The sequence below is a fragment of the Rhizobium sp. KNZ14-9A genome, from assembly GCF_056755015.1.
In genome coordinates, this window is the sequence record NZ_JBPGXB010000002.1 from 2,306,839 (window position 1) to 2,321,541 (window position 14,703).

At 57.4% G+C, this 14,703-nt stretch carries 20 protein-coding genes and 4 tRNA genes; 7 read left to right on the forward strand and 17 right to left on the reverse strand.

Annotated features, from left to right (window positions below; genetic code table 11):
- Positions 1 to 52: 52 nt before the first annotated feature.
- From rplL to tuf, 10 genes are all read right to left on the reverse strand, one after another.
- Positions 53 to 433, reverse strand: a complete 381-nt coding sequence (gene rplL / locus ACR9ZQ_RS18175; protein ID WP_007817117.1) for a 50S ribosomal protein L7/L12 — start codon at positions 431 to 433, stop codon at positions 53 to 55.
- 58 nt (positions 434 to 491) lie between these two features.
- A complete protein-coding gene (gene rplJ / locus ACR9ZQ_RS18180) occupies positions 492 to 1,010 on the reverse strand; it encodes a 50S ribosomal protein L10 (RefSeq protein ID WP_007817115.1) in 519 nt (172 codons plus the stop codon).
- A gap of 330 nt (positions 1,011 to 1,340) precedes the next feature.
- The gene (rplA, locus tag ACR9ZQ_RS18185; RefSeq protein ID WP_113325481.1) at positions 1,341 to 2,045 is read right to left on the reverse strand and encodes a 50S ribosomal protein L1; all 705 of its coding nucleotides are present in this window, start codon (positions 2,043 to 2,045) and stop codon (positions 1,341 to 1,343) included.
- 4 nt (positions 2,046 to 2,049) lie between these two features.
- Complete coding sequence (gene rplK / locus ACR9ZQ_RS18190) at positions 2,050 to 2,481, reverse strand: 50S ribosomal protein L11 (RefSeq protein WP_007817112.1); 432 nt, start codon at positions 2,479 to 2,481, stop codon at positions 2,050 to 2,052.
- Between the two features lie 179 nt (positions 2,482 to 2,660).
- The gene (gene nusG / locus ACR9ZQ_RS18195) at positions 2,661 to 3,191 is read right to left on the reverse strand and encodes a transcription termination/antitermination protein NusG (protein WP_007817111.1); all 531 of its coding nucleotides are present in this window, start codon (positions 3,189 to 3,191) and stop codon (positions 2,661 to 2,663) included.
- A gap of 17 nt (positions 3,192 to 3,208) precedes the next feature.
- Complete coding sequence (gene secE / locus ACR9ZQ_RS18200; protein WP_007817110.1) at positions 3,209 to 3,409, reverse strand: preprotein translocase subunit SecE; 201 nt, start codon at positions 3,407 to 3,409, stop codon at positions 3,209 to 3,211.
- Between the two features lie 193 nt (positions 3,410 to 3,602).
- Positions 3,603 to 3,678 (reverse strand) — tRNA-Trp (locus ACR9ZQ_RS18205).
- A gap of 213 nt (positions 3,679 to 3,891) precedes the next feature.
- The gene (locus ACR9ZQ_RS18210) at positions 3,892 to 4,785 is read right to left on the reverse strand and encodes an NAD-dependent epimerase/dehydratase family protein (protein ID WP_481428472.1); all 894 of its coding nucleotides are present in this window, start codon (positions 4,783 to 4,785) and stop codon (positions 3,892 to 3,894) included.
- A gap of 173 nt (positions 4,786 to 4,958) precedes the next feature.
- Positions 4,959 to 5,093 carry a hypothetical protein gene (locus tag ACR9ZQ_RS18215; protein WP_007817108.1) on the reverse strand — a complete coding sequence of 45 codons (135 nt, stop codon included), beginning with the start codon at positions 5,091 to 5,093 and terminating at the stop codon, positions 4,959 to 4,961.
- A gap of 203 nt (positions 5,094 to 5,296) precedes the next feature.
- On the reverse strand, positions 5,297 to 6,472 hold the full coding sequence (gene tuf / locus ACR9ZQ_RS18220; RefSeq protein ID WP_113323818.1) for an elongation factor Tu: 1,176 nt from the start codon (positions 6,470 to 6,472) through the stop codon (positions 5,297 to 5,299).
- Between the two features lie 385 nt (positions 6,473 to 6,857).
- Between tuf and ACR9ZQ_RS18225 the strand changes: the two genes are divergently transcribed.
- A complete protein-coding gene (locus ACR9ZQ_RS18225) occupies positions 6,858 to 7,058 on the forward strand; it encodes a hypothetical protein (RefSeq protein WP_310382993.1) in 201 nt (66 codons plus the stop codon).
- A gap of 35 nt (positions 7,059 to 7,093) precedes the next feature.
- Here the strand turns inward: ACR9ZQ_RS18225 and ACR9ZQ_RS18230 are convergent.
- A tRNA-Gly gene (locus ACR9ZQ_RS18230) sits at positions 7,094 to 7,167 on the reverse strand.
- A gap of 25 nt (positions 7,168 to 7,192) precedes the next feature.
- Positions 7,193 to 7,277: transfer RNA gene (locus ACR9ZQ_RS18235), tRNA-Tyr, on the reverse strand.
- A 204-nt stretch (positions 7,278 to 7,481) separates the two neighbouring features.
- Here ACR9ZQ_RS18235 and rlmB point away from each other — a divergent pair.
- Genes rlmB through ACR9ZQ_RS18250 form a run of 3 tightly spaced genes read left to right on the forward strand, consistent with a single transcriptional unit; the run spans position 7,482 to position 8,906 of the window.
- Entirely contained in the window at positions 7,482 to 8,372 is an 891-nt protein-coding gene (gene rlmB / locus ACR9ZQ_RS18240; protein ID WP_481428473.1) for a 23S rRNA (guanosine(2251)-2'-O)-methyltransferase RlmB, read from the forward strand.
- A 44-nt stretch (positions 8,373 to 8,416) separates the two neighbouring features.
- Positions 8,417 to 8,737: a hypothetical protein gene (locus ACR9ZQ_RS18245; protein WP_481429370.1), complete on the forward strand. Its 321-nt coding sequence runs from the start codon at positions 8,417 to 8,419 to the stop codon at positions 8,735 to 8,737.
- 25 nt (positions 8,738 to 8,762) lie between these two features.
- Entirely contained in the window at positions 8,763 to 8,906 is a 144-nt protein-coding gene (locus tag ACR9ZQ_RS18250) for a hypothetical protein (RefSeq protein WP_481429371.1), read from the forward strand.
- 12 nt (positions 8,907 to 8,918) lie between these two features.
- Here the strand turns inward: ACR9ZQ_RS18250 and ACR9ZQ_RS18255 are convergent, their stop codons facing one another.
- The 4 genes from ACR9ZQ_RS18255 to ACR9ZQ_RS18270 form a co-directional block, all read right to left on the reverse strand.
- Positions 8,919 to 9,515 (reverse strand): TetR/AcrR family transcriptional regulator, encoded by a 597-nt coding sequence (locus ACR9ZQ_RS18255; RefSeq protein ID WP_481428474.1) that lies wholly within the window; start codon positions 9,513 to 9,515, stop codon positions 8,919 to 8,921.
- An 11-nt stretch (positions 9,516 to 9,526) separates the two neighbouring features.
- The gene (locus tag ACR9ZQ_RS18260) at positions 9,527 to 10,033 is read right to left on the reverse strand and encodes a DinB family protein (RefSeq protein ID WP_481428475.1); all 507 of its coding nucleotides are present in this window, start codon (positions 10,031 to 10,033) and stop codon (positions 9,527 to 9,529) included.
- Positions 10,034 to 10,310: 277 nt separating this feature from the next.
- Positions 10,311 to 10,673 carry a hypothetical protein gene (locus tag ACR9ZQ_RS18265; RefSeq protein ID WP_481428476.1) on the reverse strand — a complete coding sequence of 121 codons (363 nt, stop codon included), beginning with the start codon at positions 10,671 to 10,673 and terminating at the stop codon, positions 10,311 to 10,313.
- Positions 10,674 to 10,780: 107 nt separating this feature from the next.
- Positions 10,781 to 10,856 (reverse strand) — tRNA-Thr (locus tag ACR9ZQ_RS18270).
- Positions 10,857 to 11,119: 263 nt separating this feature from the next.
- Here ACR9ZQ_RS18270 and ACR9ZQ_RS18275 point away from each other — a divergent pair.
- Genes ACR9ZQ_RS18275 through ACR9ZQ_RS18285 form a run of 3 tightly spaced genes read left to right on the forward strand, consistent with a single transcriptional unit; the run spans position 11,120 to position 13,477 of the window.
- A complete protein-coding gene (locus tag ACR9ZQ_RS18275) occupies positions 11,120 to 11,893 on the forward strand; it encodes an NAD kinase (RefSeq protein WP_007823974.1) in 774 nt (257 codons plus the stop codon).
- Positions 11,894 to 11,897: 4 nt separating this feature from the next.
- On the forward strand, positions 11,898 to 12,428 hold the full coding sequence (locus ACR9ZQ_RS18280) for a hypothetical protein (protein ID WP_481428477.1): 531 nt from the start codon (positions 11,898 to 11,900) through the stop codon (positions 12,426 to 12,428).
- Positions 12,429 to 12,457: 29 nt separating this feature from the next.
- The gene (locus tag ACR9ZQ_RS18285) at positions 12,458 to 13,477 is read left to right on the forward strand and encodes an alpha/beta hydrolase family protein (protein WP_481428478.1); all 1,020 of its coding nucleotides are present in this window, start codon (positions 12,458 to 12,460) and stop codon (positions 13,475 to 13,477) included.
- 54 nt (positions 13,478 to 13,531) lie between these two features.
- Here the strand turns inward: ACR9ZQ_RS18285 and prfB are convergent.
- A protein-coding gene (gene prfB / locus ACR9ZQ_RS18290) for a peptide chain release factor 2 (protein ID WP_162710085.1) occupies positions 13,532 to 14,663 on the reverse strand; the annotation gives its coding sequence in 2 pieces (ribosomal slippage) (positions 13,532 to 14,593 and positions 14,595 to 14,663; 1,131 coding nt in all).
- Positions 14,664 to 14,703: the final 40 nt, after the last annotated feature.

Consider the following 14,703-nt stretch of genomic DNA (forward strand, 5'->3'; position numbering starts at 1 on the left):
AAAAACGGCAAATGGGAGACGGTAAATACCGTCTCCCAAAAGACGTTCAAGATTACTTGACGTCGGCCTTTGCGCCAGCGTCTTCAAGCTTCTTCTTGATGTCAGCGGCTTCAGCCTTGTTAACGCCTTCCTTGACAGCCTTCGGAGCGGCTTCGACAAGGTCCTTGGCTTCCTTGAGGCCCAGGCCGGTGATGGCGCGGACTTCCTTGATGACGTTGATCTTGTTGGCGCCGGCATCCGTGAGGATGACGTCGAACTCGGTCTTTTCTTCTTCAACGACAGCAGCAGCACCTGCACCGCCAGCAGCGGCAGCAACAGCTACCGGAGCAGCAGCGGAAACGCCCCACTTTTCTTCGAGAAGCTTCGACAGCTCAGCGGCTTCCAGGACGGTCAGCGAGGAGAGGTCGTCAACGATCTTTGCGAGATCAGCCATTTTACTAGTTCCTTTTGTTCGGTTCGAACCGGTTGATTATAAACAGCGAAAAACCGCCTTAAGCGGCTTCGTCCTTCTTGGCGTAGGCCGCAAACACGCGGGCAAGCTGGCTTGCCGGTGCTGCAACAACCCCAGCGATGCGGGTAGCCGGCGTCTGGATCATGCCCAGCAGCTTCGCACGCAGCTCATCGAGCGAAGGCAGGGTCGCAAGCGACTTGACAGCTTCAGCATTGAGCGTGGTTGTTCCCATGGCACCGCCGAGGACAACGATCTTGTCGTTGGTCTTGGCGAAATCCATGACGACCTTCGGAGCGGTGATCGGATCATTGCTGTAAGCAATGAGGGTCTGACCTTTGAAGAGATCGGCGATCCCTTCCGCTTCCGTACCCTGAAGGGCAATTTTGGCCAGGCGGTTCTTCGCGACTTTGATGGTGCCGCCAGCAGCGCGCATCTTCGAACGAAAATCGTTCATCTGTGCGACTGTAGCACCAGCATAGTGGGCCACGACAACCGAGCCGGATGCCTTGAAGACATCGTTCAGTTCCGTGACGAATTCGCGTTTTTCCGCTCTTTCCACTGCCTATCTCCAGTTGATGGGACCGCTTGAACGGACCCACCGGGTTGCCTTTGCCTCTTGGGATCAGAAGCGATCCCAAGCGACGCTTGAGGATCCTGTCCCCTCGCGCTCCGCGCCAATTAAGGCAAAGGAGGCACAAGGCATCCAAGGCTCGAACCGATTTCCTAGAAGCAGAACTTCATGCAATTCGGGTCTTACCCGTCTCATGCAGGCAACAGTGATTAAGGGAAAACCACCTGCAATCTCGGACAGGATTCCGGATTTCTCCGGAATATTCCGGCCTCTTGCGAGGCCGGAATTCTTTACAATCGGGCCGAAGCCCGATGAAACTTAAGCAGCAGTAACCGCTGCGGTGACCGAGCCGACTTCGATCTTGACGCCCGGACCCATGGTCGAGGAGAGGGCTACGCGCTTGACGTAGTTGCCCTTGGCGCCAGCCGGCTTTGCCTTGATGACGGCGTCAGCGAAGGCACGGATGTTTTCTTCCAGAGCCTTGGCATCGAAGGATGCCTTGCCGATGCCGGCGTGAACGATACCAGCCTTCTCGACGCGGAACTCGACAGCGCCGCCCTTGGAAGCCTTGACGGCACCAGCGACATCCATCGTAACCGTGCCGACCTTCGGGTTCGGCATCATGCCACGCGGGCCGAGAACCTTACCGAGGCGGCCGACGAGCGGCATCATATCCGGGGTGGCGATGCAGCGATCGAAGTCGATCTTGCCGCCCTGAACGATTTCAACGAGCTCTTCCGCGCCAACGATATCTGCGCCGGCAGCCTTGGCTTCATCAGCCTTGACGCCACGAGCGAAAACAGCAACGCGAACCGTACGGCCGGTGCCGTTCGGCAGGTTGACGACGCCGCGGACCATCTGGTCTGCGTGACGCGGGTCGACGCCGAGGTTCATCGAAACTTCGATGGTTTCATCGAACTTTGCGACAGCACGTTCCTTGACCATGCCGATGGCCGTCGTCAGAGCGTAGAGCTTGGTCGGATCAACACCTTCGTTGATCTTCTGAGTGCGCTTGCCTGCCATGGTCTTAACCCACCACTTCCAGGCCCATGGCGCGGGCAGAGCCCTCGATCATCGCCATTGCACCTTCGATATCCGCTGCGTTCAGATCCTTCATCTTGGCTTCGGCGATCGTCTTGATCTGAGCCTTGGTGAGGGTACCGGCCTTTGCGCCCTTGCCCGGGGTCTTGGAACCGGACTGGATCTTCGCTTCCTTCTTCAGCCAGTAGCTGACCGGAGGCTGCTTCATGGCGAAGGTGAAGGACTTGTCCTGGTAATAGGTGATGACGACCGGGATCGGCATACCCTTTTCCATTTCCTGCGTAGCCGCGTTGAACGACTTGCAGAATTCCATGATGTTAATGCCACGCTGACCAAGCGCCGGGCCGATCGGCGGGGACGGGTTTGCCGATCCTGCCTTGACCTGCAGCTTGAGCTGGCCTGCAACTTTCTTAGCCATATATCTCTCTGCCTTTCACTGATGACCGGTTTCCCGGCCCTTGATGCCGGATCACTCCGGCGGCTGCGGTTGCGTGGTGCGGATCGTTAGGACCTGGCTTAAGACCCCTCACCTTCCACGCGATGCGGCTTTCGCCGCCCGAAGAACGGTCACAAGTGACCGAACCTCGATCTCGAAAATCAGACCTTCTCGACCTGAGCGTATTCCAGCTCGACCGGCGTAGCGCGACCAAAGATCGACACTTCCACTTTCAGGCGCGAACGCTCTTCGTCCACATCCTGAACCGTGCCGTTGAACGAAGCGAACGGACCATCGGAAACGCGAACCTGTTCGCCGATTTCAAAGGTAACGGAAGCCTTCGGCCGCTCGACACCTTCCTGAACCTGACCGAGGATGCGCTCAGCCTCAGAATCCGGAATCGGAACGGGCTTATTGTCCGAGCCAAGGAAGCCCGTGACCTTCGGCGTATTCTTGATCAGGTGATAGGCCTCATCCGTCAGGTTCGCACGAACCATGACATAGCCCGGGAAGAACTTGCGCTCGGAATCGACCTTGCGGCCGCGGCGCACTTCCACCACCTTTTCGGTCGGCACGAGGATCTTCTCGAACAGGTGCTCAAGCCCCTTCTGGCGAGCCTTGTTCTCGATGTCCTCAGCCACCTTCTTTTCAAAATTAGAATATGCGTGGACGATGTACCAACGTGCCGCCATTTTCATCTCCACTCGTATCAGTTGCCGGTATTGAGCACAAAGCTCAGAGCCCAGCCAATGAGCTGGTCGGCGGCAAAGAAAAACAGCGCAGCAAAAACAACCATAAACAGCACCATGACCGTCGAGATCATCGTCTCGCGGCGCGACGGCCAAGTAACTTTAGACGTCTCCGTGCGGACCTGCTGCAGAAACGCGAATGGATTGGATTTGGATGCCATCGACTGCCCACGCAATTACGGCGCGTAAAGCTGAAACTATCAGCCCCACGCACCGCGTGTCTGTTGAACCCTAAATAAACATCGATTTCCGAATACACAAGAGGGAAACCGATGTTTAACGAAATTTGTCGCCATATGCTCGATCCTTGCCGGAACGCTGCGTTCACGTCCGCGCTGTCCGCTCAAGGAAAAATGGCAGGGGCAGTAAGGCTCGAACTTACGACCTGCGGTTTTGGAGACCGCCGCTCTACCAACTGAGCTATACCCCTTTACGCTTTGCATTCAGCCTGTTGACCTTGAGATCATCAGCCGGTGAAAGCATGGCGCTCCCTTTAAAACGGCGGCTCGGGATATGCAAGAGCGATTTTTGATTTTCAGAACCATTCTCCGCAGGCGACCGGAAGAAGTGGCCGACAGCAACGTATCTGGCGGCCGGACGCGAAATTGAAGCGCCCGACAGCAAGAGTTTTCTGACCGGAATCTCAGACTTTTACATATTTGCGCCAGTCGTGCTCTTCCTTAAAGCCGAGCACCTCGCGAATCTTCCGGTTGGAAAGCAGGCCCTCATATTCGCCGATCTCACGGGTGAAGGGCACATTCGGGAAGAATCGTTTGGCGAGCTCTCTCGACGGGGTATTGGCCGAAACCGTGTCGTTGGCGGCATTGAAGACCTGGAAGCCCAATCCGTCCTTCTCAATGCAGCGATGGACGATTTGGCCGAGGTCGCGCGCGTCAATATAACTCCAGGCGATGCGCTTGCGCATTTCCGGATTGGCGAAATAGGTCGGAAATTTTTCGTATTCATGCGGCTCGATGACGTTGCCGATGCGCAGCGCGTAAATATCGAAGCCTGAGCGCTCGGCAAAAGCGCGCGCCGTCTTCTCGTTCAGGACCTTCGAGAGGCCGTAGGAATCCATCGGATTGACATCATAGTCCTCATCCAGCGGGAACTGGTGGAAGTCGCGATGGCCTTCGGCGAAACAGACGCCATAGGTCGTCTCGCTCGACGCAACGATGATCTTCCGGATGCCTAGCTTTACCGCCGCCTCGATGACATTGTAGGTGCCCATCGTGTTGATGCGGAAGGTCTCGTTGTCCGGCTTGATCAGGATACGCGGCACCGCCGCAAAATGCACAACTGCGTCGAAAGGCTGTACGCCCTTGCCCGCTTCCAGATCCGGAAAGTCCCGGTGCATGGAAAGCACGTTGAACATCTGGCCGCTGTCGGTGATGTCGGCGATGAGATTGGTGACTTCAGGGCTTTCGAGCGGCACGAGATCAACATTGTGCACCTCATAGCCAGCATTGATGAGCCACGGCACGGCATGGCGTCCCGCCTTGCCCGAACCGCCGGTGAAGAGAATGCGCTTTTTCATGGAAAATCCTCCGCGTCATGAAATCGGAGGCATAGATAAACTCTTCCGCGCGAAGAGCAAGCGAGCGTCTCACGGGCAGGTTCAAACCCACCCCGGCCAGGAGCTTCCTCCCGGAAGCACCTGCGCTGTTACTTTTACGGCCCGCCGGAATGTCCGGCGATCCAGTCATGCTATCATTTAACGACGCTTACTTCGTCTATCTGCACGCCAGCTGCCTGAACAACTTCTTGCGGAATTGCAGCGATGAAAAACATCGTGAAAACATACATCGCGAAAATCGTCGCAACGAATGTAGCTTTGTGAATCATCCTACTCTCCTCTCTATAATGAGGAGTCTGGACTAAAAATGCCGGAACGCAAAACGCTTTCTGAACGCTAGATGAACAAAATACTGTTATGGGGCATCTTAACGATATTTTTACAACATCTCAGGAACGCATGAGGATGCCGGAAAACGAAAAAACCCCGCCGTCTCCAGCGGGGTTTTTCCTAAAATCGGGGATAATTCCGATTACTCGATGATCGAAGCAACGATGCCTGCACCGACGGTGCGGCCGCCTTCGCGGATAGCGAAGCGAAGCTTTTCTTCCATCGCGATCGGAACGATCAGCTCGACGTCAACGGTGACGTTGTCGCCAGGCATAACCATTTCCGTGCCTTCCGGAAGCGTGACGATGCCGGTCACGTCCGTCGTGCGGAAGTAGAACTGCGGACGGTAGTTCGTGAAGAACGGCGTATGACGGCCGCCTTCTTCCTTCGTCAGGATGTAGGCTTCAGCCTTGAACTTCTTGTGCGGCTTGACAGAGCCCGGCTTGCACAGGATCTGGCCACGCTCGACGCCGTCACGGTTCACACCGCGAACCAGAGCGCCGATGTTGTCGCCAGCCTGGCCCTGATCGAGCAGCTTGCGGAACATTTCAACGCCGGTCACCGTCGTCTTCGAAGTCGGACGAATGCCGACGATCTCGACTTCTTCGCCAACCTTGACGATACCGCGCTCGACGCGGCCGGTCACAACCGTACCACGGCCAGAGATCGAGAACACGTCTTCGATCGGCATCAGGAACGGCTGGTCGATCGGACGCTCAGGCGTCGGGATGTAGGCGTCAACTGCAGCCATCAGCTCGCGGATCGCGTCTTCACCGATCTTCTTGTCAGAATCTTCAAGAGCAGCAAGTGCCGAACCCTTGACGACCGGGATGTCGTCGCCCGGGAAGTCGTAGGACGACAGAAGTTCGCGCACTTCCAGTTCGACGAGCTCGAGAAGCTCGGCGTCGTCAACCTGGTCGACCTTGTTGAGGAACACGACGATTGCCGGAACGCCAACCTGGCGGGCGAGCAGGATGTGCTCGCGCGTCTGCGGCATCGGGCCGTCAGCAGCAGAGCAGACCAGGATCGCGCCGTCCATCTGCGCGGCACCGGTGATCATGTTCTTGACATAGTCAGCGTGGCCGGGGCAGTCGACGTGCGCGTAATGGCGGGCCGGCGTTTCATACTCGACGTGAGCCGTCGAAATGGTGATGCCGCGTGCCTTTTCTTCCGGAGCAGCGTCGATCTGGTCATACGCCTTAAACTCACCGAAGTACTTCGTGATCGCTGCCGTCAGAGACGTCTTGCCGTGGTCAACGTGGCCGATCGTGCCAATGTTGACGTGCGGCTTGTTGCGCTCAAACTTACTCTTTGCCATTTGAATGCTTCCTGTGGACGTAAATGGGTGACCCCGGCGAACCGGTTTAGTGCCGCCGTTTAAGGCTTTCGGCGAAATTGCGCAAGACTTAATTGCAGACGCCATTCTTGGCGTGTCAGCGCATATGGGAGATAATTCGCAACCCGCAAGACGATTCGTCGGCACCTGCCCCAAAACACCTGAAATCTAAGGTAAAATCGAGAGAAAGCCCGCTTCTGGCCTTGTTGATGCCAGCAGCGACTGCAATTTCTGCAGTCGTGACCCGGGTGCCGCGCGATCTCATCGGCGCGACGCCTGCCGACAAGATTACCTTACATTTTACTAATTGATTTCACCGAACAGGAAAACTTCCATGATATCCCTCTAATATTCGGAGGAACACCCAATGCAATCGGAGAACTACACCAACCACTATTCGGCATTCATGGAAGACCATCGTGAACTCGGCTATCCGCGCGACGACGATGCGGGCACGAGCGTCAAAAAGAACACGGGCCAGTCTTCGGTCTTCATCGCCGGCATCGCCATAGGGGTGCTCGGCTACTGGATCATCGGCAATTTCATGAATCTCGTCTTCGAGTTCTGAAAGCCAGAGCAATTCGTCAAGAACAGCAAGGAAGATGGAGCGGGTAGCGGGAATCGAACCCGCGTATTCAGCTTGGAAGGCTGCTGCTCTACCATTGAGCTATACCCGCGGGGTTGGTCCGATCCAATGACGAATGGTGGAGAGAGTTGGATTTGAACCAACGTAGGCTGAGCCAACGGATTTACAGTCCGTCCCCTTTAACCACTCGGGCATCTCTCCAGTTTTTCGTCCGGATCTTGAAGACCAAGTTCGTCAGACTTTGAAGCGTTGCCGCCCCGTCGTCTGCGCCGCGTATATGACCGGACGATTTCAGTCTGTCAACACGATGATAATGGAAAAGACAGGAAAAATTTCATCGCCTGTTGAAAGCCGGCGTATGAAAGAAGGCCTATGCGGCAACAGGCGCCATCGTTATAAAGCCGCATGAGCAAAGATAAGAAATCCGGCGACAAGCCCGCCACCGACAAGTCCGCAAAGGACACGCATTACGCAACCTTGCGACGCGCGCATCGCGACGGCAAGCGCGAACGCGGTGAGATTCCAACACCGGCACCACAGAAGCGCAAGCGTGGCGGAGACGACTGGAAACCGCCGGCGCTCGCCCCCGATCAGGTCTTCCTCTACGGCCTTCATACCGTTCGTGCCGCGCTTGAAAATCCTGAGCGCAAGAACATCAAGCTATCGGTGACACAGAACGCGCTTGCGCGATTGGAGATCGATCCTGATACGATCGGCATTCCCGTCGACATGGTCTCTCCGCAGGATATCGACAAGGTGCTCGGCCCCGAAGCGACCCATCAGGGCGTGATGCTGGAAACACGCCCCCTGCCCGTCCGACGACTGGAAGCACTGAAGGACAGCCCGTTGCTTCTCGTGCTCGACCAGGTAACCGATCCGCACAATGTCGGCGCCATCATGCGATCGGCCGTCGCCTTCAATGCAGGCGCCGTTATCACCACGCAGAGACATAGCCCAACCGAATCGGGCGTGCTTGCCAAATCGGCTTCCGGCGCGCTGGAACTCATACCTTATATACAGATCACCAATCTCTCGGACGCGCTCGGCGAATTGCACAAGCTCGGCTTCTTCACGATCGGGCTCGATTCGGAAGGACCGGCGCCACTGGAAGGCACGTTCTCAGGTGGTCGAATCGCACTCGTGCTCGGCTCCGAAGGCAAGGGCCTGCGGCAGAAGACCCGCGAAACCGTCAGCGCGCTCGCCCGGCTCGATATGCCCGGCGCCATCAAATCGCTGAACGTATCGAATGCCGCGGCGATTGCCCTTTATGCAGCGGGACTGCACCTGAAGGCATAGGCCACAGTCGGCAGATCACTGTTGATATGTCGCAGAGAGAGGGAATGATGGTCGCCATTGCGGTTGAACACCCTCTTCCCTGGTCCATATTCCGCCTTGGAAAGAGCTTGCCGGTCACTATTATCGGCAATGAATTCATCTTTGGGGCGCCGGCAAAAGGGAATCCGCACTATGGCAGTTCGACCGCTGATCTTCGGCGTTCTTTTCATTGCGGTCCTCGTCATGGTCATTTTGAGCATCACGTGGGTGGACAGGTCTCACCCGATCCGCCAGCCGGATCCTCTGGCACCGTCGACGACGCCATCAAATCCACCTCCATCTGTGCAATAGCCGATCCGGAACCTGCAACGTCGCCAAACGTTTAATCCCGCCAGACAAACAGGGATCTAGATGTTCATGCGCCTGATGATTGCCGTCGTTGCCGTTATGATTGCTTCGGTCCTCAGCATCGCGATGATGTCTCCGTCCGGTGCCGGACAGACCGGCAGCGGTACGAAGATCGCATCGAGCGTGAACGAACCCGCACGGAAGTGACTGCAAACCGTCTCACCGGACGAGGCGCAGAACACCATCCTCGACATTGCGAAGCAGTTTTGTTCGCCCGGCATCATCGTCGCCGATGCCGCTCTGATTTACGACGCCGTGCAATGCGTTGAACAGGAATATGGCGGTGAATGCCGGCTCCTTCAGTGACCAAGCTCCCTCACGGCATCCTGCTGCAAGCAATTGCTGGAGACTATCGATCAGGATATTGCTCGTCAGGCCCTCGCGGCTTGGCGGCGGAGAAGCAGCAAAGACGAGATTGTGCAGGCGCGCGGCGTTCAGATAGCCAACGGCGCAGGCTTTTGCCCAGGCCGTCAACTTGCCGTTCAAGTCGCCGGTATCCTGTTTACCCACTTCTTCCACGATGCCATTCAGAAGCTTCTGAACGAAGCGGGTCCGCAATGCTTCGATAACATCCGCCTTCGAAGAGAAATAAAGGTAGAAGGCTCCCTTCGAGACGGCAGCACCCTGGGTGATCTCCTCGATCGTCGTATGCTCCACCCCCTTGTCGAGAAAGAGGCGTTCGGCCACGAGCATGAGGTCGTCCCGCCGTTCCTCGGCTGGTTTGGTCCTTGGCCTGCCGGCCATGCGTGATGTCATCGGAAAGTCCGTCAATGTCCGCGACGCCGAGGCTCCGCCCGGTGCAGGTAGCCCGCGAATACGTCGCGCATAGCAGTGTTTTCAATGTCGGGCAAAAGACGACCGACCTCCCCGCGGTGGTAACCGCTGTGGGTGATGACATGGGCCAGCATCTCCTCCCGCGACATGCGGCCCTGCCCGCCATCGGTGAAAGTGAAGTCGATCGTCTCTTCGAGCTCTTCGGGCGTCACCTGCACCATATAATCCAGATACCATCTGTCGGTTTTCCTGATCGCGGAAGCAAGATCTCCAAAAGCTGGCGGCTCTCCGGTCCAACTCGCCGTATAGCCATGCGGCTCCTTCCGCAGGTTGGCAGCGAAAATCCGATCGACGATTTGAGCGTGATTGAGAACACGAAAAGCGGACTGGAGGTTTTCCGATGGCCCGCTTTCGGGAAAAGCAGCAAGCGCGGTCAGAAGTTCGTCATCAACGCTGGCCTTATATTGAAAGAGAGAGGTCAGGAGTGTTTTTGCAGACATGGCGAACTCCATCGCGGCGATTGATGAACTGATCTTTAAATTATTGACTGGTGGTCAGTCAATAAAATTCTCAAGTCCACCAAATACCGATCAAGCAAAAATCCCGTCGCAGGCTCGAAACCTTGCAACGGGATTTTGCTAAAAGCATATCGCGCAAAACTGTGCAGCGGTTTTGCGATAACTACATGCCTGAATACGAAGACCTAAAGTGTGGGAAGCGAATCTGAAAGATCGCGGCATGCTTCAGGGATCGGAAAATGCGTGGCTCGGTCAGCTATCAGCTCCGGTAGAGCCAATAGGGTCCATCGTGGTGGCGACGCCAATAATGACGCTCGCGCCAACGCTCTTCCCGCCACGGGCTCCAGCGGCGTTCATAGCCCCAGGCCGGACGCCAGTAGCGACGTTCACGCCACTCGCGACGCTCGCGCCAGTCACGGCGATCACCCCAATCGCGGTCGCCCCGGTCACGGTCGCCCCAATCTCGATCACCCCAATCCCGATCACCGCCGCGGACCTGGATCACATCGCTCTGTTGCGAGGCTGCCGGACGGTCGAGAGTGATGGCCGCAGCCGGAGCTACGGCGGAAAACAAAGTACCGGCCGAAAGGGCGGCTGCTAGGAGAAAACTGGAGATCCTCATGGCTCACTTCCTCGTTTCTGATGAAGCGAGAATGACCTGATGCTCCTGAATTGCCGCTGAATCGACCCTTCAGTCTCTGTTCATGTAATGCAATGGCTTGGAAAAACTGGTGCCCCCGGCAGGGTTCGAACCCGCGACCCCCTGATTACAAATCAGGTGCTCTACCAACTGAGCTACAAGGGCAATGGCTGCGAAGTAGCAGATTCTGATCTTTTGTAAAGAAAATTTGCCCATTCCGGCAGCTCGGTAAAGCTATCCACAGCGGGTTGTCGATCGACGCTATGGTTGGGAAAGCCCGCTGGGGGGCATGTGGATGTGTTCATTACCGAAATCACCAGCCGATCTATCAGGGCGATAAGATCATCCGAACTTCGCCCGCAACGCAAAACGTCTTGTCGTATAGGCCCTTTATCCTTTAGCTAGAGCAGCATAACAAAGGGCATTGCATGGGCCGGTCATTTCAGACGCTTTCTTTTATCGCCTCGCCGACCACGGAAGCACTCGCCGCGCGAGATGAACTGATTCGCCTTTATGGCGATGTGCCCGCAAACGAGGCCGATGTCATCGTCGCGCTCGGCGGCGACGGCTTCATGCTTCAGACACTGCACAGTACCATGAACAGCGGCAAGCTCGTCTACGGCATGAATTGCGGCTCGGTCGGCTTTCTGATGAACGATTACAAGACTACCGACCTGCATGACCGTATCTGTACCGCTGTCGAGAATGCCTTTCATCCGCTGAAGATGACGACATCCAATGCCGACGGCAGCAGTTCCTCGGCGCTTGCGATCAACGAGGTCTATCTTTTCCGGCAATCCTATCAGGCAGCGAAGCTCAGGGTGGAAATCGACGGACATGTGCGGCTGGAGGAATTGATCTGCGATGGCTTGATGGTGGCAACGCCTGCAGGCTCGACCGCCTACAATCTTTCGGCCCACGGCCCGATCCTTCCGCTTGACGCGCCCCTCCTCGCCATGACGCCGGTCAGCGCCTTCCGGCCTCGGCGCTGGCGCGGAGCGCTGCTTCCCAACCGGGTGACGGTGGACATCCATATATTGGAAGCCGAGAAGCGGCCCGTGAATGCGGTCGCCGACAATACGGAGATCAAATCCATACTGCATGTGCGCATCGCCCAGTCCGAGGACATGACCGCACGCATCCTTTCCGATCCCGACCGTTCCTGGTCGGACCGGATTCTGGCAGAACAATTCGAGGATTGAAATGATGGCGATGCGGCAAGCATTTATGACGGCGCTCCTCGTTTCCGGCTGGGCGATCGCCGCAGAGGCGCAGACCGTTCATGACGATATCCTGCCGGCCTCGATCATCTTCGCGACCAGCACCGGCTATTGGGAAGACGACGGCAATTCGTTGCCGGTCGAGCGTGCCCCGACAACCACGCAAAGCGTCAGCGCCCAAAATGTGAGCGAGGGGGATGCCAGGCAAGAGCAGCGGCATGGCTATTACAAGCTTTTCGCTGTGCGCCAGCCGGACAAGACCTCCAAAGTCTTTCTGCAGCAGATCGCGCAGAGAGACGCTGGCCCCACCATCATCTCGACGGTCGAACTGCAGGAAATCAGCGATCTCAAGCCCTATGTCACCGACATCCGGCCCGAAAATTCGAGCGGCCTCATCAAGGAACCGGGCCTTTTCGCCACGGTCTATCTGAAGACCGATCCAGCCGCCGAATCCGATGGCTGGACGGTGCTGATTGACGAGTTTGGGGACATTACTGTGGAGAAAGCGACCAACTGAGCGCCGCAGGCTATTCATCGGGTCTAAGCATGAAACTCGGCTTTCGCGAAGGCGTCCTCCACGACGAGACGCGGCCGGACTGGGATGAGACCGGGCCAAGACCTGTCCGCTGGTCCCTATGGTATCCGGCAACCGGGGGATCGATCGAAACCGAAATCCCGGGACGAAGCTGGTTCCGAAGGGCCGCGGTTGCCCGTGATGCGCCCGTTCAGCCGGCGACGAAGCCCTACCCGCTGGTCCTGCTGTCGCATGGTACTGGTGGCTCGGCTGCAGGGCTGGAATGGCTCGCCCGCCGCCTGGTCAATCGTGGATTTATCGCGCTCGGCGTCGACCACCACGGCAATACCGGCGGCGAAGCCTATCGCGCCGAGGGCTTTGCCTGCCTTTGGGAGCGTGCGCCCGATCTGAGCCTCGTGCTCGATCGCCGAAAAGACTGGCAGGGTGATCTTGCCGGGCATGTCGATACCAGGAGCGTGTTCGCTGCAGGCTTTTCAGCAGGAGCCTATACGGTGATGCTGCTTCTCGGAGCGGTCGCGCAATTCTCGCAGTTCGAACAATCCAGATTGAAGCCGGGGGGCCTGCGCGGCCCGAGGGAGTTTCCTGACCTCGCCGATCATATTCCGTCGCTGCTTCGCACGAGCACGGCATTTCGCGATTCATGGTCGCGGATGTCGCAATCCTATCGCGACGACAGGATCAAGGCCGCGCTGGTCTGCGCGCCGGGTCGATCTATCCGCGGCTTCAGCGAAGAGAGCCTGAGAGCCATCAATAAGCCTGCCCTCATTCTGGTCGGTGATGCCGACAACACGGCCCCAGTCGAAGAATGTTCGTCATGGCTGCATGCGCGGCTTGATCGAAGCACCTTCAAGATACTCCAGGGCGGCCTTGGGCATTATGTCTTCCTGCCCGAGGGCACGGCATTGGGGTTTTCCTTTGCAGAGCAACTCTTCACCGATCCGGCTGGCGTGGAACGTGCTGATGTCCACGAGGAGATCGCCGAACTATCGGGTTTGTTCTTTCGCGGAACAGGCATTCCAGTGGACATCTGAAAAAGAAAAAGCCCCGTTTCCGGGGCTTTCTATCTCAGGTCCGTCTTCGCCCACTCAGTCGACGTCGTCAACAACAGCATCGGCTGCGCCGCTGATGCGGTGAGCAAGTGCTGCTTCCATGAACTCGTTCAGGTCGCCGTCGAGCACGTCATCCGGAGCCGTGCTCGCAACGCCGGTGCGCAGGTCCTTGACGAGCTGGTAGGGCTGCAGAACGTAGGAGCGGATCTGGTGGCCCCAGCCGATATCCGTCTTGGAAGCGGCTTCGGCGTTGGCGGCGTCCTCGCGTTTCTTCAGCTCCGCTTCGTACATGCGAGCGCGCAGCATGTCCCAGGCCTTGGCGCGATTCTTGTGCTGCGAACGCTCCTGCTGGCACTGCACGACGATGCCTGTCGGGATATGGGTGATGCGCACGGCCGAGTCTGTCGTGTTGACGTGCTGGCCGCCCGCGCCCGACGAACGATAGGTGTCGATACGGCAATCGCTTTCGTTGATCTCAATCTGGATCGAGTCATCAACGACGGGATAGACCCAAATCGACGAGAAGGACGTGTGGCGGCGCGCATTGCTGTCGTAGGGCGAGATGCGCACCAGACGGTGCACGCCCGATTCGGTCTTCAGCCAGCCATAGGCGTTGTGGCCCTTGACGAGAAGCGTTGCGGACTTGATGCCGGCTTCTTCACCGTCATGCACTTCCAAAAGCTCGACCTTGAAGCGCTGACGCTCGGCCCAGCGAGTGTACATGCGCAGAAGCATGTTCGCCCAGTCCTGGCTTTCCGTGCCGCCTGCGCCGGAATGGACTTCCAGATAGGTGTCGTTGCCATCGGCCTCGCCTGACAGCATGGCTTCGACCTGTCGGCGGGCTGCCTCGGCCTGCAGGCTTTTCAGCGCGGCCTCAGCTTCCTTGACGATGCTTTCGTCGCCTTCTTCTTCCCCGAGATCGATGAGCTCGACATTGTCGGAAAGCTGCTGCTCCAGCGCCTTGACGCCATTGATGCCGTCATCGAGCTGCTGGCGCTCGCGCATTAGCTTCTGAGCTTCCTGCGCATCGTTCCAGAGGTTGGGGTCCTCTGCCTTGTTATTCAACCAGTCCAGTCGTCTTACCGCCTGGTCCCAGTCAAAGATGCCTCCTCAGCAGGGTGATAGCCTGCTTGGTTTCATCGACTACGTTCTGGATTTCCGCTCGCATTTTCCTGCTTCTTTGCTTCGGTATTCTGTGAGTGCTGGTG